The 16,021-nt window shown below is 38.5% G+C and carries 12 protein-coding genes; 10 read left to right on the top strand and 2 right to left on the bottom strand.

Annotation, left to right across the window (positions count from 1 at the left end; all coding sequences use genetic code 11):
• Positions 1-27 precede the first annotated feature (27 nt).
• On the top strand, positions 28-759 hold the full coding sequence (gene ubiE, locus ES711_RS05155) for a bifunctional demethylmenaquinone methyltransferase/2-methoxy-6-polyprenyl-1,4-benzoquinol methylase UbiE (RefSeq protein WP_146890935.1): 732 nt from the start codon (positions 28-30) through the stop codon (positions 757-759).
• A 28-nt stretch (positions 760-787) separates the two neighbouring features.
• Positions 788-1,534, top strand: coding sequence for a type IX secretion/gliding motility protein PorT/SprT (porT, locus tag ES711_RS05150; RefSeq protein WP_146890932.1), 747 nt, complete (start codon positions 788-790; stop codon positions 1,532-1,534).
• A gap of 454 nt (positions 1,535-1,988) precedes the next feature.
• Here the strand turns inward: porT and ES711_RS05145 are convergent, their stop codons facing one another.
• A complete protein-coding gene (locus tag ES711_RS05145; RefSeq protein ID WP_146890929.1) occupies positions 1,989-2,714 on the bottom strand; it encodes a TrmH family RNA methyltransferase in 726 nt (241 codons plus the stop codon).
• Between the two features lie 18 nt (positions 2,715-2,732).
• Between ES711_RS05145 and tamL the strand changes: the two genes are divergently transcribed.
• From tamL to accD, 3 genes are all read left to right on the top strand, one after another.
• Positions 2,733-5,366: a translocation and assembly module lipoprotein TamL gene (gene tamL, locus ES711_RS05140; protein ID WP_317129857.1), complete on the top strand. Its 2,634-nt coding sequence runs from the start codon at positions 2,733-2,735 to the stop codon at positions 5,364-5,366.
• A 254-nt stretch (positions 5,367-5,620) separates the two neighbouring features.
• Positions 5,621-6,688, top strand: coding sequence for a class II fructose-bisphosphate aldolase (gene fbaA, locus ES711_RS05135; protein ID WP_146890926.1), 1,068 nt, complete (start codon positions 5,621-5,623; stop codon positions 6,686-6,688).
• Positions 6,689-6,804: 116 nt separating this feature from the next.
• The gene (accD, locus tag ES711_RS05130) at positions 6,805-7,662 is read left to right on the top strand and encodes an acetyl-CoA carboxylase, carboxyltransferase subunit beta (protein ID WP_146890923.1); all 858 of its coding nucleotides are present in this window, start codon (positions 6,805-6,807) and stop codon (positions 7,660-7,662) included.
• Positions 7,663-7,706: 44 nt separating this feature from the next.
• On the opposite strand, the gene ES711_RS05125 is transcribed toward accD, so the two are convergent.
• Positions 7,707-8,858: a sensor histidine kinase gene (locus ES711_RS05125; protein ID WP_146890921.1), complete on the bottom strand. Its 1,152-nt coding sequence runs from the start codon at positions 8,856-8,858 to the stop codon at positions 7,707-7,709.
• A 958-nt stretch (positions 8,859-9,816) separates the two neighbouring features.
• On the opposite strand from ES711_RS05125, the gene rpsO reads away from it, so the two are divergent.
• From rpsO to ES711_RS05100, 5 genes are all read left to right on the top strand, one after another.
• Positions 9,817-10,086 carry a 30S ribosomal protein S15 gene (rpsO, locus tag ES711_RS05120; RefSeq protein ID WP_146890918.1) on the top strand — a complete coding sequence of 90 codons (270 nt, stop codon included), beginning with the start codon at positions 9,817-9,819 and terminating at the stop codon, positions 10,084-10,086.
• 275 nt (positions 10,087-10,361) lie between these two features.
• Positions 10,362-12,635 (top strand): polyribonucleotide nucleotidyltransferase, encoded by a 2,274-nt coding sequence (locus ES711_RS05115; RefSeq protein ID WP_146890915.1) that lies wholly within the window; start codon positions 10,362-10,364, stop codon positions 12,633-12,635.
• A gap of 305 nt (positions 12,636-12,940) precedes the next feature.
• A complete protein-coding gene (gene proC, locus ES711_RS05110) occupies positions 12,941-13,744 on the top strand; it encodes a pyrroline-5-carboxylate reductase (protein WP_146890912.1) in 804 nt (267 codons plus the stop codon).
• A 2-nt stretch (positions 13,745-13,746) separates the two neighbouring features.
• Complete coding sequence (gene proB, locus ES711_RS05105; protein WP_146890909.1) at positions 13,747-14,517, top strand: glutamate 5-kinase; 771 nt, start codon at positions 13,747-13,749, stop codon at positions 14,515-14,517.
• Positions 14,518-14,724: 207 nt separating this feature from the next.
• Entirely contained in the window at positions 14,725-15,924 is a 1,200-nt protein-coding gene (locus ES711_RS05100) for a glutamate-5-semialdehyde dehydrogenase (RefSeq protein ID WP_146890906.1), read from the top strand.
• Positions 15,925-16,021: the final 97 nt, after the last annotated feature.

The following is a 16,021-nucleotide window of genomic DNA, read 5'->3' as shown; positions in this document are numbered from 1 at the left end:
ATATGTAATTTTGCCAAAAATAGTGGTATGTCAGAAAAAGTAAAGCCGTACAAGGACAGTCAGTTGAATAAGAAGGAACAAGTCGCCCAAATGTTCGACAATATTTCTAAAGAATACGACGGATTAAACCGGGTCATTTCTTTTGGAATTGATGTGAAGTGGCGTAAAAAAGTGGTTGACATCGTGGCGCAATCCAAAGCCAAACGGATCTTGGATATTGCTACCGGCACAGGAGATTTGGCCATAAATTTAGCCGAAACAGAGGCCGAAGAAATTATTGGATTGGACATCAGTGATGGCATGCTTGAAGTTGGCAGGAAAAAAATTGCCGCTAAACATTTAAGTGACAAGATTAAAATGACCCTGGGCGATTCTGAAAACCTCCCGTTTGATGATGATAGTTTTGATGCGATAACCGTGGCTTTCGGCGTTCGGAATTTTGAAAACTTAGAAAAAGGACTTTCGGAAATTTTACGAGTTTTAAAGCCTCATGGCACATTTGTGATTTTAGAAACGTCGGTCCCTACAAAATCGCCATTCAAACAAGGGTATAAATTGTATTCAAAATACATTTTGCCAACTATTGGAAAAGTCTTTTCAAAAGACCGTTCTGCCTATTCCTATCTCAGCGAGTCTGCATCTGTTTTTCCTTATGGTCAAGCTTTAAACAATATTTTAAGACAAATTGGGTTTAGTAATGTTGAGGATTTACCTCAAACCTTAGGCGTTGCCACTATTTACAAGGCTACAAAGTTATAACCTCCATTTGAATTCGGAACTCATTACCATGAAAAAAACAGTCCTCATTATCATGTTGACCTTGATATATACCTCAGCGTCAGCACAATTATTCACCAAAGAAAAGGTTGCCAATCAAGAGAATTTTGACAAAGATTTTCTGACTTGGGGGTATTATTTAGGATTCAATAGTTACGATTTTAAATTTCAATATGACGCGGCTCAGGCAAAAAGGCCAGATATTGCAGTCGAAACCACCATTGGCTTTAATGTGGGTCTGGTTGGTGATATGCGGATCAATGAGTATTTAAACTTGCGATTTGAACCTGGACTTTACATTACCCGTAGAAATCTGGAATACAGCAATGAAAACAATATTTTTACGCAGCATAACTATTTTATTACAAATACGTTTAAACCAGGCGATGCATTCCGTGAAGTGAAATCGACCTATCTCCACTTTCCTTTATTATTAAAAGTATCTACAAAACGTCTGAACAACTTTAAGCCCTTTTTGGTTGGTGGATTTTCTACCGCTTTAAACTTGTCGAGTAATGAAGACAACCCTGAAGACAATACTGTTGGAGAATTCCGCACTAAAAAGGGGATGCTTTTTTACGAATTAGGCTTCGGGATTGACTTTTACTTGGAGTGGTTTAAGTTTACACCTTCTATCAGAGGTGTATTCGCCATTAACGATGAATTGGTGAAAGATAAGGATCCAAATAGTCCTTGGACAGGCAGTATTGATAAAATGCAAACCCGTGGGGTATTTATAAACTTCACCTTCCAATAGGGATTGGTGACCAGGCTGAACGTGCCTGTTCGTTACGGGAGGATTGTTGATTGTGGATTGTTGATTGTTGTAAAATAATTTATTCTAAAACATTGTTGTCCGATAAAGAATCAAGACCGCTGCGCTGTTAGAATAAAGAATTAAGACTTGTTTGCAACTAACTGACAAACAACGATCATTTAAATTAAAATCGCACATGCGCTTTCGGTAGAAATAGTTTCTAAAATGCAAAGACTCATTTCGGAAATCTTCTAATGTCCCTTGCTTTAAATGAGTTTGTTAATTTATTATTTATTTTTATCGGACACTAATGATTCTAAAACATTCAGCCAAAATTTGACGTAATTTTCTATAAAAAAGCGCCAATAAGACTAAATCATTATAAGCAAACCTCACTCCTCACTCCTCACTCCTCACTCCCAACTCCTCACTCCTCACTCCTAACTCCCCACTCCTAACCCCTCCTCCTAAACTCACTTAACAAAATTGCCGTCGCTGTGGCCACGTTCAAACTTTCAGTCGATTGGTGTACGCTGTAACTGGGGATACTCAAGCGCTCTGATATCAATTCTTCAATTTCAGGAGATATGCCACTGCCTTCATTCCCCATAATCAGGATCCCATTTTTTGGCAATTTTATGTCGTAAACGTTCGCACCATCCATAAATGCTCCAAACTTTGGAACCTTAGTATTTTCTAAAAACGCTGGCAAATCCAGATAATGCACATGTACTCGGGTTAATGAGCCCATAGTGGCTTGCACCACCTTAGGATTAAAGCAATCTACCGTCGTATCACTACAGACGATATGTTCCACACCAAACCAATCGCAAAGTCTAATGATAGTGCCTAAATTCCCAGGGTCGCGTACGGCATCTAAAGCGACAATCAATCGCTCTGTAGACACGCTTTTGGGGTTTGGAATTTTGAAAACGGCCAGCACTTCTTGAGCGGTGGTCAATCCGCTAATTTTTTTCAGTTCAGCGGCTGTGATCAGGCTAAAACGTTCAGGGTTCACCTCAAAATTGTCGGTCGTCGCATACAGATGCTCTAAGATATAGGAGGATTTTAAAAATTCCTCTACAGCTTTTACACCTTCCACAGTAAATAACTGATGTTTTGAGCGTTGTTTTTTCTGTGCGAGGCTCGTAATTAATTTTATTTGATTCTTGGTCAACATCAAAATCTATTTACTTTTGTGACGTTATTAAATCGTGTCAAGGATTTATGCAATGTTTGTTTTACCATCCATAAAAACAGTAAATTTGGACTCATCAACACTTATGTCAATTTCTCTTTGAAACTTAAGGTAGCAAAAATATCATTTATTACAACACTAATCCTAATGTTGTCCTCCTGCAATGCCGTAAAACGCCTTAGCAGTGACGAATTATTGCTGATGGACAACACCGTTTACGTCAACGATAAAAAAAACAATACGGATGCACTCAATAATTTGCTCTATCAGAAACCAAACGGGAGGTTTCCGCTGTTAGGAACGCCTATCCGATTGCACATTTACAACCTAGCCAGACCAAATATAGATTCGATACTGGATGCCAAATATCGAAATTCTAATGATCCTAAAACTGGTCTGAAAAACTTTTTATCCTTAAAACAATACGAGGCGCTAATCAACTCCAAGAGCACATTTAATAGTTGGCTTAAAACTACCGGCGAGCCACCAGTTATTATCAAACCTACCCGAGCGGAGAAATCGACCACAAATTTAAAAACCTATTATTACAAAAATGGATGGTTTAATGCTGATGCGTCTTATAAAGTGGACACTACAGACACCCAAAAAGGTGAAATAAATTATTACGTCAACACGGGTGATCCGTATTATTTAGATTCGATCAGAACCAAAATTTATTCGCCGGTCATCGATACACTTTATAAAAGCATTAAAAAGAATTCTTTACTTGTAAAAGGAGAACAATTTAAGGAAAGTAACTTGACCAATGAACGCGATCGGATGACCACTGAATTGCGTAACTCAGGTTTGTTCCACTTTGCGCAGGATTATATCACGTTTGAGATTGATACCATAGGCACCAATAAAAAAGTCAATACGGATATCATCGTGCAAAATAGAACCATCCGCTACGACGATTCCATAGAAGTCACGCCCTTTAAAATCTACAAAATTAAAGATGTGAACATCTTTACAGATGACACCTATCAAAATAAAGATGTGGCGCCCACAGATACCATCAATTACAAAGGCTTTCATATTTACAGTTACGGGAAATCAAAATACCGAGCTAAAGCTTTAACAGATGCTGTTTTTATAACAAAAGGCGGAATTTTTAAAGATATTAACCGTACCCGTACCTACCGACATTTAAGTGAATTGCGCACATTTAAATATCCTAATATTGAATATATAGAAAACGATAAAGACACCACGTTAACTACAAACATTTATCTCATACCGAAGAAAAAATTCGGACTCAATTTTAATGCGGAAGTCTCACAAAGTAATATCCAAACCATAGGTTTTGCTTTTAGTGGCGGCCTTTTGATGCGAAATGTTTTTAGAGGCGCAGAAACCTTGGAGGTTTCGGGACTAAGCTCTATTGGCGCATCCAAGGACGCTAAAAATTCAAAAGATGCCTTTTTTGACATTACGGAAATTGGGGCGACGGTAAAGCTCACAATTCCGCGGTTATTTTTCCCTGTTAATACAGACAAAGTCATCCCTAAGTACATGTCGCCAAGCACCAGAATTCTTACCTCTGCCACCAGTCAGCGCAACATCGGGTTGGACAAGCAAACCTTTACCGGAAATTTAAGCTACAATTGGTATCCTAATCAGCGGGTTACCAATACGCTCGATCTTATTAGTGCGCAGTTTGTAAAAAACCTAAACGTAGACAACTATTTTGGAGTGTATCAAAATTCCTTTAGCAGTCTGAATACTATTGCTAAGGACATTCAATATATTGATCGAACGCAAGATTTAAGCATTCCCAATGGTGCCAATCAATTTATTAGAGATGTGCTGAGTCAGGGCACAGCGCTATCGCCAATTGATGAAGATTATAAAACCATCAGTAATATTGACCAGCGCAAAACAAGATTGACAGAAAACAACCTTATCATTTCTTCCAGTTTCAATTATATCAAAAATAAAAGAGTAAATATTTTCGATAATGACTTCTCCATCATCAGATTTAGAGTGGAATTTGCCGGAAATATTTTAGCCACAATTGGCAATCTTACGGGCGCTCCTAAAAATGACAATGACCGTTACGATATTTTTGGCGTGGCGTTTTCACAATACACCAAGACTGAGTTTGATTATGTCAAATATTGGGATTTGGGCAAAAGAAGCGTTTTTGCGGTGCGAAGTTATTTTGGGATTGCCGTGCCTTATGGCAATTCAGAAAACATTCCATTTTCTAAAAGCTTCTTTGCAGGAGGACCCAATGACAACCGCGCATGGACCGCCTACAACTTGGGCCCAGGAAGTTTAAAATCGACCAACGAGTTTAACGAAGCTAACTTAAAGCTACATTTCAGCGTGGAGCAACGGTTTAACTTGTTCGGATCTTTATTTGGTGCCTTTTTTGTGGACGCGGGAAACATCTGGAACGTATTTGACAACGTGACGGATGAGGCCCAAACCTTTGATGGTTTATCTTCCTTAAAAGATATAGCAGTAGGTTCAGGGTTTGGCTTGCGCTATGATTTCAGCTTTTTTGTGTTGCGGGGCGATATCGGTTTTAAAACTTATGACCCCTCCTACAATGTGGGCGACCGCTGGTTTAAAGATTACAACTTCAACAATGCCGTGTACAATATCGGTATCAACTATCCTTTCTAAAAAATTCTTAGTATAACTGTTTTATAGAGGTTATTTTATTGCAATACATCGATTGCCGTTTTTGGTTATCTATCGTATGAAAGTAGACATTTAACTTGTATCCAAGCCATTTGTGATACCGTTGCAGCCTCTGCTTTTTACTACAAGGATTTCGGCAGGGTAAATGTGGCATCTTTACAAAAAACACCCGTCTCGAAGCCCTTATTTAGCTTTAATTTCATTATTTTTGAAACTAATTAAACAACTAAAACATTATGAGTCACAACATAAAACCAGGAGTTGCTACAGGCAAAGAGGTACAGGCTATTTTTAAACTGGCAAAAGAAAAAAGTTTTGCTTTACCAGCAGTCAATGTTATCGGATCCAACACCATCAATGGTGTTTTAGAAACGGCAGCAGCGTTAAATGCGCCAGTAATCATTCAATTCTCCAACGGGGGTGCAGTATTTAACGCAGGAAAAAGTTTGAGCAATGACGGGCAAAAAGCAGCTATTGCAGGTGCCGTGGCCGGCGCAAAACATGTACACTTAATGGCAGAAGCTTATGGCGTACCTGTAATTTTACATACGGACCATTGTGCGAAAAAATTATTGCCTTGGATTGACGGACTTTTAGATGCCAGCGAAAAACATTTTGAAGAAACTGGTAAGCCGTTATACAGTTCACATATGATTGATCTCTCTGAAGAACCCATTGAAGAGAACATTGAAATTTGTAAGGAATACCTTAAGCGCATGAGCAAAATGGGGATGACTTTAGAAATTGAACTAGGAATTACCGGAGGTGAAGAAGATGGTGTAGACAATACTGATGTTGATGATTCTAAATTATACACCCAGCCAGAAGAAGTTGCTTACGCTTACGAAGAGCTTAGTAAAATCAGTGACCAATTCACGATTGCTGCAGCGTTTGGAAATGTACACGGTGTTTACAAACCTGGAAACGTAAAACTGACTCCTAAAATTCTTAAAAATTCTCAAGAATTTTTATCTAAAAAACATGGCTTACCTCACAACCACATCGATTTTGTATTCCACGGTGGATCTGGATCTAGTGTTGAAGAGATAAGAGAAGCTATTGGTTACGGAGTGATAAAAATGAATATTGATACCGATATGCAATATGCATTTATGAGTGGTATTCGCGATTATTTTTCAGATAAAGAAGCCTACCTTAAAGCTCAAATTGGAAGTCCGGATGGAGAAGATTCTCCAAACAAAAAGTACTATGACCCACGTGTTTGGCTAAGAAAAGGTGAAGAAACTTTTGTCGATCGATTAAAAAAGGCATTTGAAGATTTAAATAACGTAAATACTTTATAACTTTGCGCTGTCGTTTTAGCTCATTTTTTGAACTTATCACGTTAAAGAAGCTGCAGTAATTAGAGTTGTAATCATAAAAGTTTTGCGTTTGTAAAACTATAAAATCATACATCAATATGTCTTGGTTTAAAAGAAAAACTAAAGGAATCACCACCACTACTGAGGAGAAAAAAGACACGCCAAAAGGCTTGTGGTACAAATCTCCAACGGGTAAAATTATAGATACTGAAGAATTAGAGAAAAATTTCTTTGTGAGTCCTGAAGATGGCTACCATGTTAGGATTGGGAGTAAAGAATATTTTCAAATATTATTTGATGATAACATCTTCATCGAATTGGATGCAAATTTAGCGTCCAAAGACCCTTTAAAGTTTGAGGACACCAAAAAATATCCAGACCGTTTAAGAGCGGCGGAAGAAAAGACTGGCCTTAAAGATGCCGTGCGTTGTGCTGTCGGAAAATCGAAAGGAAAAAATATCGTTGTAGCCTGTATGGATTTTGCCTTTATTGGTGGGTCTATGGGAAGCGTTGTGGGAGAAAAGATAGCCCGTGCAGGAGAGTATGCCTTAAAGAAGAAACTGCCTTACATTATCATTTCAAAATCTGGCGGAGCGCGAATGCAAGAAGCCGCTTTATCCTTGATGCAGTTAGCCAAAACATCGGCTAAATTGGCCCAATTGACTGATGCAGGAATCCCATACATTTCCCTATGTACCGATCCCACTACAGGTGGAACAACAGCTTCTTTTGCCATGTTAGGTGATATCAACATTAGTGAACCTGGAGCGCTGATTGGATTTGCTGGGCCGCGCGTGGTAAGAGATACTACGGGACAGGAATTACCGGAAGATTTCCAAACCGCAGAGTTTTTATTGGAACACGGCTTTTTGGATTTTATTACAGAACGTAAAGATTTAAAGCATAAAATCAATCAATACATTGATTTAATTACCAATCAACCGTTAAGAGCTTAATTAAAAGTTCAAGACTATAGTTTCAGCCATACCCTCTAGAATTCTTATTCATGTTCTAGAGCGTGTGGCTTTTTTTTATGTAAACCTCTACCTTTTGGAGGAGCTTTTCTGAAAAACACTCTAAAAGTAGTGCCCACATTTACCCGACTTTCAACCGTTATCTGCCCTCCCATACTCTCCACGTGATTTTTGGTGATAAATAAGCCTATGCCCCTCGAATCTGCACTTTGATGGAAAGTTTTCTGAAACTGGAACAGCTCATGCCGATGCGCCTCCATGTTAATCCCCAAACCATTATCACTAACCTCCAGAACAACAAAATCGTCCACAATCTTACTGGACAACTGTACGTATGAGGAACGCTCTTTAGAACTGTATTTTATAGCGTTGGTTAACAAGTTTAAAATGATACTATTTAAATATACCGGAATCCCCAACACATTAAAAGAGTCACTGACCTGGTTAATAATGTGGCATTTTTGATGTAAGGCAATGGCGTTTATATTATAAATGGAATTGTCTACAAATTCCCTTAAATTTAGATTGAGCGTTTGTTCTTGCGCCCCAAAATCAGAATTTCTGACCTCATTAAGATCCGTGATAGTGCTTTCCAATTGCGACAAAGCTTCCCTAAGCATCATAAAATTATCATTTTGCGCTATCCCAGGTAAATCCTCTTGCATAAAATCAGTGATCACTCCTAAATTGCCAAGATGGGTTCTGAGGTCATGAGTAGCAATGTGTGCAAAATCTTTCAACCGTTCATTTTGAATATTGGCAATCGTGGTAAAAGCAGTCATCTGAATCAGCATTTCCCTTTGCCGTGTCACATCATTTGTTTGAATTACGAAATAAAGTGGCACCCCATTTTCGGAAATCTCCAAGGAGACTGATAAGATGACCCAAATTAATTTACCTGTTTTATGGAAATAACGTTTCTCTATTTGATACCTCTGAATAGTACCGTTTAACAATTGTCCCAGCTGTTCCTTATCACTATAAATGTCATCCTTATGCGTGATATCAGGAAACGTCATGGCATAAAACTCATCTTCAGAATATCCCAAAAGATCCATCAAACTCTGATTGACTCTAATCCATCTAAAATCCAACCCCATTACAGCTATACCATTAGGGGCATGGTTAAAAATGTTTTCAAAAAGGGTATGCTTAATAGCTACTAAATGTGAGGGCATGAGAGTGAGGGATCAGCCCCAAAAATAGACAACTATGCCTTTAATAGTTAACGCAATGGCGACAAATTGTATCCAATAAACTAATTCAATAGCACTCAAAATTAGGGATCGACCATTATACATAATCATTAGTGTCCGATAAAAATAAATAGTACATTAACAAACTCATTTAAAGCAAGGTGCATTAAAAGATTTCCGAAATGAGACCTTGCATTTTAGAAACTGTTTTTACCGCGAGCGCATGTGCGATTTTAATTTAAATGATCGTTGTTTGTCAGTTAGTTGCAAACAAGTCTTAATTCTTTATTCTAACAGCGCAGCGCCTGCCTGCCGATGAGGCAGGGTCTTGATTCTTTATCGCACAACAATGATTCATAATCATTAGTGTCCGATAAAAATAAATAATACATTAACAAACTCATTTAAAGCAAGGGATATTAGAAGATTTCCGAAATGAGACCTTGCATTTTAGAAACTGTTTCTACCGCGAGCGTATGTGCGATTTTAATTTAAATGATCGATGTTTGTCAGTTAGTTGCAAACAAGTCTTAATTCTTTATTCTAACAGCGCAGCGCCTGCCTGCCGATGAGGCAGGGTCTTGATTCTTTATCACACAACAATAATTCATAATCATTAGTGTCCGATAAAAATAAATAATAAATTAACAAACTCATTTAAAGCAAGGGATATTAGAAGATTTCCGAGATGAGACCTTGCATTTTAGAAACTGTTTCTACCGAGAGGGAATGTGCGATTTTAGTTTAAATAATCGTTGTTTGTCAGTTAGTTGCAAACAAGTCTTAATTCTTTATTCTAACAGCACAGCGCCTGCCTGCCGATGAGGCAGGGTCTTGATTCTTTATCGCACAACAATGATTCATAATATAATAATTACTATATTTGCAGCTTGATTCGAAAACCGAATCGTACATAACAATCATTTACAATAATATTAGCATGTATTTAGATCAAAAAGAAAAAGAAGAAATCTTTACCAAACACGGTAAAGGTGCAAAAGACACAGGTTCTGCAGAAGGGCAAATCGCTCTGTTTACTTACAGAATCAATCATTTAACAGGACACTTAAAAAAGAATCGTAAAGACTATAACACAGAGCGTTCTTTAGTAAAATTAGTAGGAAAGCGTCGTTCTTTGCTCGACTATTTAACTAAGAAAGATGTCTTAAGATATCGTGCTATTGTTAAGGAATTAGGATTAAGAAAATAATCACAATAAAGACCACGCCTTTCAGCGTGGTTTTTTGTTTTATTTTTAGTTACATGTCATTCCGAGAATTGTAACGACGTGGTGATCTTTTTAACAGATTGCCACATCTCATTAAATAGTGAGATTCGCAATGACAATTAAAAGAAGCGAGATCCCGAAGCATGTTCGGGACAAAATGGTTTTTCATTGGTCAACACACAACACTACACAACAACACAACCCTGTCCGACTTATATGAAGGCGGAGACCATTGTTTAATTAGAATTAAAAAAATTATGATTCCAAAAGTTTTTAAAGAGGTCATTGACCTTGGTGATGGACGTACAATCTCCATCGAAACCGGAAAATTGGCTAAACAAGCCCATGGTTCGGTTGTTGTGCAATCTGGAAACTGTATGTTATTATGTACAGTAGTTTCAAATTACAAACAAAGTGACGTTGATTTTCTACCCTTGACTGTAGATTACAGAGAAAAATTTGCTGCGTCAGGACGTTATCCAGGAGGGTTCTTCAAAAGAGAAGCAAGACCAAGTGATGGCGAAGTTTTGACCATGCGTTTAGTTGATAGAGTGTTACGCCCATTATTCCCTAAAGATTATCACGCGGAAACTCAAGTGATGATTCAGTTGATGTCTCATGATGAAGATGTGATGCCTGATGCTATGGCTGGATTAGCGGCTTCTGCTGCCATTCAGTTGTCAGATTTCCCTTTTGAATGCCCAATCTCTGAAGCAAGAGTTGGTCGTATTAATGGCGAATTTGTAATCAACCCAACCCGTGCACAATTATTAGAGTCAGATATTGACATGATGATTGGTGCTTCTGCTGATTCAGTAATGATGGTTGAAGGTGAGATGGATGAAATTTCTGAAGAAGAAATGGCTGAAGCAATTAAATTTGCTCATGAAGCGATTAAAGTACAATGTGCTGCGCAAGTGAGATTGGCTGAAGCTTTCGGTAAGAAAGAGGTTCGTGAATACGCTGCAGAAAGAGAAGATGACGATTTGGCGAAGAAAATTCATGACTTAGCATACGATAAAGTGTATGCTATTGCGAAAGCTGGTTCAGCAAAACATGAGCGTACTGCTGCATTTGACACCATTAAAGAAGATATCAAAGCCTCTTTCAGCGAAGAAGAATTAGCTGATTTTGGTGGAATGGTCTCTAAATATTATTATAAAGCAGAAAAAGCTGCCATTCGCGATTTAACCTTGAATGAAGGGTTGCGTTTGGATGGTCGTCAAACTGACGAAATCAGACCAATTTGGTGTGAGGTAGATTATTTACCGTCTACACACGGTTCTGCAATCTTTACTCGTGGCGAAACTCAAGCGTTAGCAACAGTAACTTTAGGTACTTCTAGAGAAGCTAACCAAATAGACATGCCATCTTTTGAAGGTGAAGAGCGTTTCTATTTACATTATAACTTCCCTCCTTTTTCAACAGGTGAAGCAAGACCAATCCGTGGTACCTCTCGTAGAGAAGTAGGTCATGGTAACTTGGCACAACGCGCACTAAAAGGAATGGTTCCTGATGAGTGTCCTTACACTGTAAGAGTCGTATCTGAAGTATTAGAATCTAACGGTTCTTCTTCAATGGCTACAGTTTGTGCCGGTACAATGGCGCTTATGGATGCTGGGGTGAAGTTAAAGAAACCTGTTTCTGGGATTGCTATGGGATTAATTTCTGATGGTGCTTCTGGAAAGTACGCTGTATTGTCTGATATTTTAGGTGATGAAGATCATTTAGGTGATATGGACTTTAAAGTTACAGGTACGGCAGATGGTATTACGGCGTGTCAAATGGACATCAAAGTAAAAGGATTGTCTTACGAAATTTTAGTGAATGCGCTAAAGCAAGCACGTAACGGTCGTTTACACATTCTTGAGAAATTGGTTGAAACTATTGCTGAACCGAATGCAGAAGTTAAAGCACACGCTCCAAAAATGATCACTCGTGTCATTCCTAATGAATTTATTGGTGCATTAATTGGACCAGGTGGAAAAGTAATTCAAGAGTTACAAAAAGCCACAAAAACAACGATTGTTATCAATGAAGATCCTATTACTGAAGAAGGTATTGTGGAAATTTTAGGTACCAATCAGGAAGGTATTGATGCGGTGTTAACAAAAATTGATTCCTTATTGTTTAAACCAACAATTGGCGGTTCATACCAAGTAAAGGTGATCAAAATGTTAGATTTTGGAGCTGTGGTTGAATACTTAGACGCACCAGGAAACGAAACCTTATTACACGTAAGTGAATTGGCATGGGAACGCACTGAAAATGTGTCGGACGTTGTTAATATGGGCGATGTGTTTGAAGTGAAATACTTTGGCGTTGATCCTAAAACCCGTAAAGAAAAAGTATCTCGTAAGGCTTTGTTAGAAAAACCTGAAGGTTACGTAGCAAGACCGCCAAGAGATAATAGTAGAGATAGTAGAAGTGGCGGACGTGACAGTCGTGATAACCGCGGGTCTCGTGACAACAGAGGTCGTGATGACAGACGTGACGATCGTAAACCAAGAGAAGATAAAAAAGAAGATTAAGTTCCTTAATTTTATTTTTTAAATACCAAACCTCACTGATCTTTTAAGATTTGTGAGGTTTTTTTGTGCGCTTTACGCTCCTAAACCCGACAAATTTGCGCATTCCCGACAAGCTGTCACCTCTCCTTTATTTTTGGATTTGAGTATTTGACACCTATTGCGAATCCAAATTCACAAAATCGCAATGTAACACGCCTATATTTATCAATTTAGTGAATCTTCAAAATTAACTTCAAAAAACCGGTCTTCCGTACAGTCCTTGCACCCTATAAGGCAAATAACATTGATAATCAATAATTTAAGAAATGAAAGTATTAGTCATTGGAGCAGGAAATATGGGATTGACCTATGCAGAAGGGATGGCGAGTTCGCCTTTGCTCAGTAAACATAAACTCCGGATTTTTGACACAGATCCAAAAAAGATAGAAACCTTACGGCAACAACCACAATTTAATGTCTACGACAACTTGGACGATTGCTTGCCCAAAGCCGACATTGTATTTATAGCGGTAAAACCGTTTCATAGTGAAGATTTATTTGAAAAAATGAAGCCGATGCTCAACGACGAACAAATTTTTGTTTCGTTGATGGCGGGAGTAACCATAGATACGATACAGGAGCAATTAGATCGTAGAAAAGTAGTAAGAACAATGCCCAACCTGCCAGCTCAAGTGGGCAAAGGGGTAACCTCCTATACCGAAAGTGAAGCCGTATCGAAAATTGAATTGCTCATGGTGAGGAATTTATTAGATACAACGGGGACTTCCATCCACGTAGACACAGAGAATTTCATTGATGCTTCTACAGGAATCTCTGGCAGTGGCCCAGCGTATGTGTTTTACTTTATGCAATCCATGCTGGAAGCCGCTTTAAAAATGGGCTTTTCAGATTACGATTCCAAAGTACTCGTAAGCAATACCTTTGAAGGTGCCATCGAGCTCTTCAATCAAAATGATATTTCCCCAAAATCGTGGATCGAAAAAGTGGCCTCAAAAGGCGGAACCACACAAGCAGCCATAGATTCTATGGACGATAATAATGTTAAACAACTTATTGAAGACGCAGCCTATGCAGCATTTGACAGGGCCGTTGAATTAGGAAAAAAATAGTAATGGAAACTAAAAGAGTAGTAGTAAAGGTTGGCACAAACGTACTAACTAATAGAGATAATAGAATTTTAGGTCCCGTATTAAGGGAATTGGTAAGACAAATATCTGTTTTAAACGAACGGGATATCGAGGTCATTCTCGTGTCCTCAGGTTCAGCCATCGCCGGAAAGGAAATCCTTGGCGAGACCAGCATTCAAGATCCGGCCATAAGAAGACAGGTGTATTCGTCTGTCGGTCAACCGCGGATGATGCGTCATTATTATAGTCTTTTTCATGACTACGGCATGCGCTGCGGTCAGGTGTTGGCCACAAAACGAGATTTTGACAAGGGCAAACACCGCGATAACATGATCAATTGTTACGAAGGTTTGCTTTCAGAACGGATTACTCCTATTGCCAATGAAGATGATGCCACGTCTCTAACCATGTCCATGTTCTCAGATAATGATGAGTTGGCAAGTTTGGTATCTGAATTATTAGATGTAGATCGCTTGATCATTCTTTCGGATACTGACGGTTTATATACCGGCCACCCCGACGACGTCAATTCACGACAATTAAAAGAAGTTAAAGGTGATGCCGCTGTAGAACAATATGTGATGGCATCCAACAAAAAAGAAGGCGAAGGTCGTGGCGGTATGGCATCAAAGTTAAAAATCGCCAAAGGAACGGCGAAGAAAAATATTCCCACTTACATCGCTAACGGAAAACGCGCGAACGTAATTGTTGATATTATTGACAATAAAGAAGTCGGCACAAAATTTATTCTTTAAACTGAAGATCGATTGATGCGGAAAGCATGAATAAAAAATTCCTTCCCTTCTTTCAAGGGAAGGTGGCTTCAATTCCAGAAAAGGAATTGAAGACGGAAGGGTTACAAGCTTCAGACTTGACAAATTAGCTTATAAAAATCGTCTAAATAGTCACTGAATAAAAAGCAACGCAAGCCTTCCAAATAAAATAAATTCAAAATAAATATTATGAAACTCATTCAAACAGATATAAAAAATAAGGTATTACAATCCATGATTGACATTCTCGGCAGCGAACGATCGCAAATACTAGCCGCCAATCAAAAAGATTTGGATGCTTTTAATAGAGATGATCAAGCGCTTTACGATCGTCTGGTCGTTGATGAGTCCAAAATTGATGGGATGATCACAGCCATTAAGCAAGTAAAAGCGCAAGATGATCCGGTAGGTCAGGAAATTTCGGATTTGGTGTTGGACAGTGGGCTAAAAATTACTAATAAAACCGCGCCTTTTGGGACCATCATGATCATTTATGAATCCCGTCCAGATGTGACCATTGAGGCCGCCGTATTGGCCTTTAAAGCCAATAATAAAATCCTTTTAAAAGGGGGAAAAGAAGCTCTGAACAGTAATCTTATTCTCGAAAAATGCTGGCACAAAGCCTTAGAAGAAAACGGACTTGAAAAAGACTGGATTAGACTCTTGCATTTACAGCGCGAAGAAACCCAGGAATTTTTAAAGAATCCACCAGAAAAGATTGACCTTATCGTACCAAGAGGTGGTGAACGCTTGATAAAATTTGTCAAGGATCACGCCACTTGCGCCATATTGATCAGTGGTAGAGGAAATAATTTCTTATATGTTGCCAAAGATGCCGATTGGGAAAAAACTGTCAAGGTAATTATCAACGCGAAAACGGATAAAATTTCAGGTTGTAATGCTTTGGATAAGGTTTTAGTCGACAAAAACATTCCGAATTACGAATCGAAACTTAAAGAACTACAAACCATTTTACACAATTTAGACGTCGAACTCTTGGTGGATGACAAAGTTGGTAAGATTTTAACAGAAGAGTCTCAAGTTGAAAACGAAGCGACCTGGTACGAAGAATTTTTAGCCATGAAGCTTATGATTGCTGAAACTGACGATTTAGATGCTGCCATTGAGACGATAAACACTTATTCTGGTGGACACTCTGCCTCCATATTAACTGAGGACAAAGCTCTGGCCCAAACTTTTATGGAACAAGTGGATAGTGCAGCCGTCTATCACAATGCCTCTACCCGTTTTACAGACGGCGGACAAATGGGCGTTGGTGCTGAGTTGGCTATTAGTACAGATAAGTTACACCATAGAGGTCCTTTAGGCTTGAAGCAACTAGTCACCAATAAGTATTATGTGTTTGGCGATGGGCATGTGAGGGTTTGATCAGCACGTTTTTAACATTACAAATATGCCCAACTATGGAAAAATAGTGAAATAATGTTAAGGTGAACCTATAAAACAAGAACCCCAAAACGTATAC

The sequence above is a fragment of the Gelidibacter salicanalis genome, assembly GCF_007997285.1.
Lineage (GTDB): Bacteria > Bacteroidota > Bacteroidia > Flavobacteriales > Flavobacteriaceae > Gelidibacter > Gelidibacter salicanalis.
The sequence above is the reverse complement of the archived record's forward strand: the minus strand, read 5'-3'. Positions and strand labels throughout refer to the sequence as shown.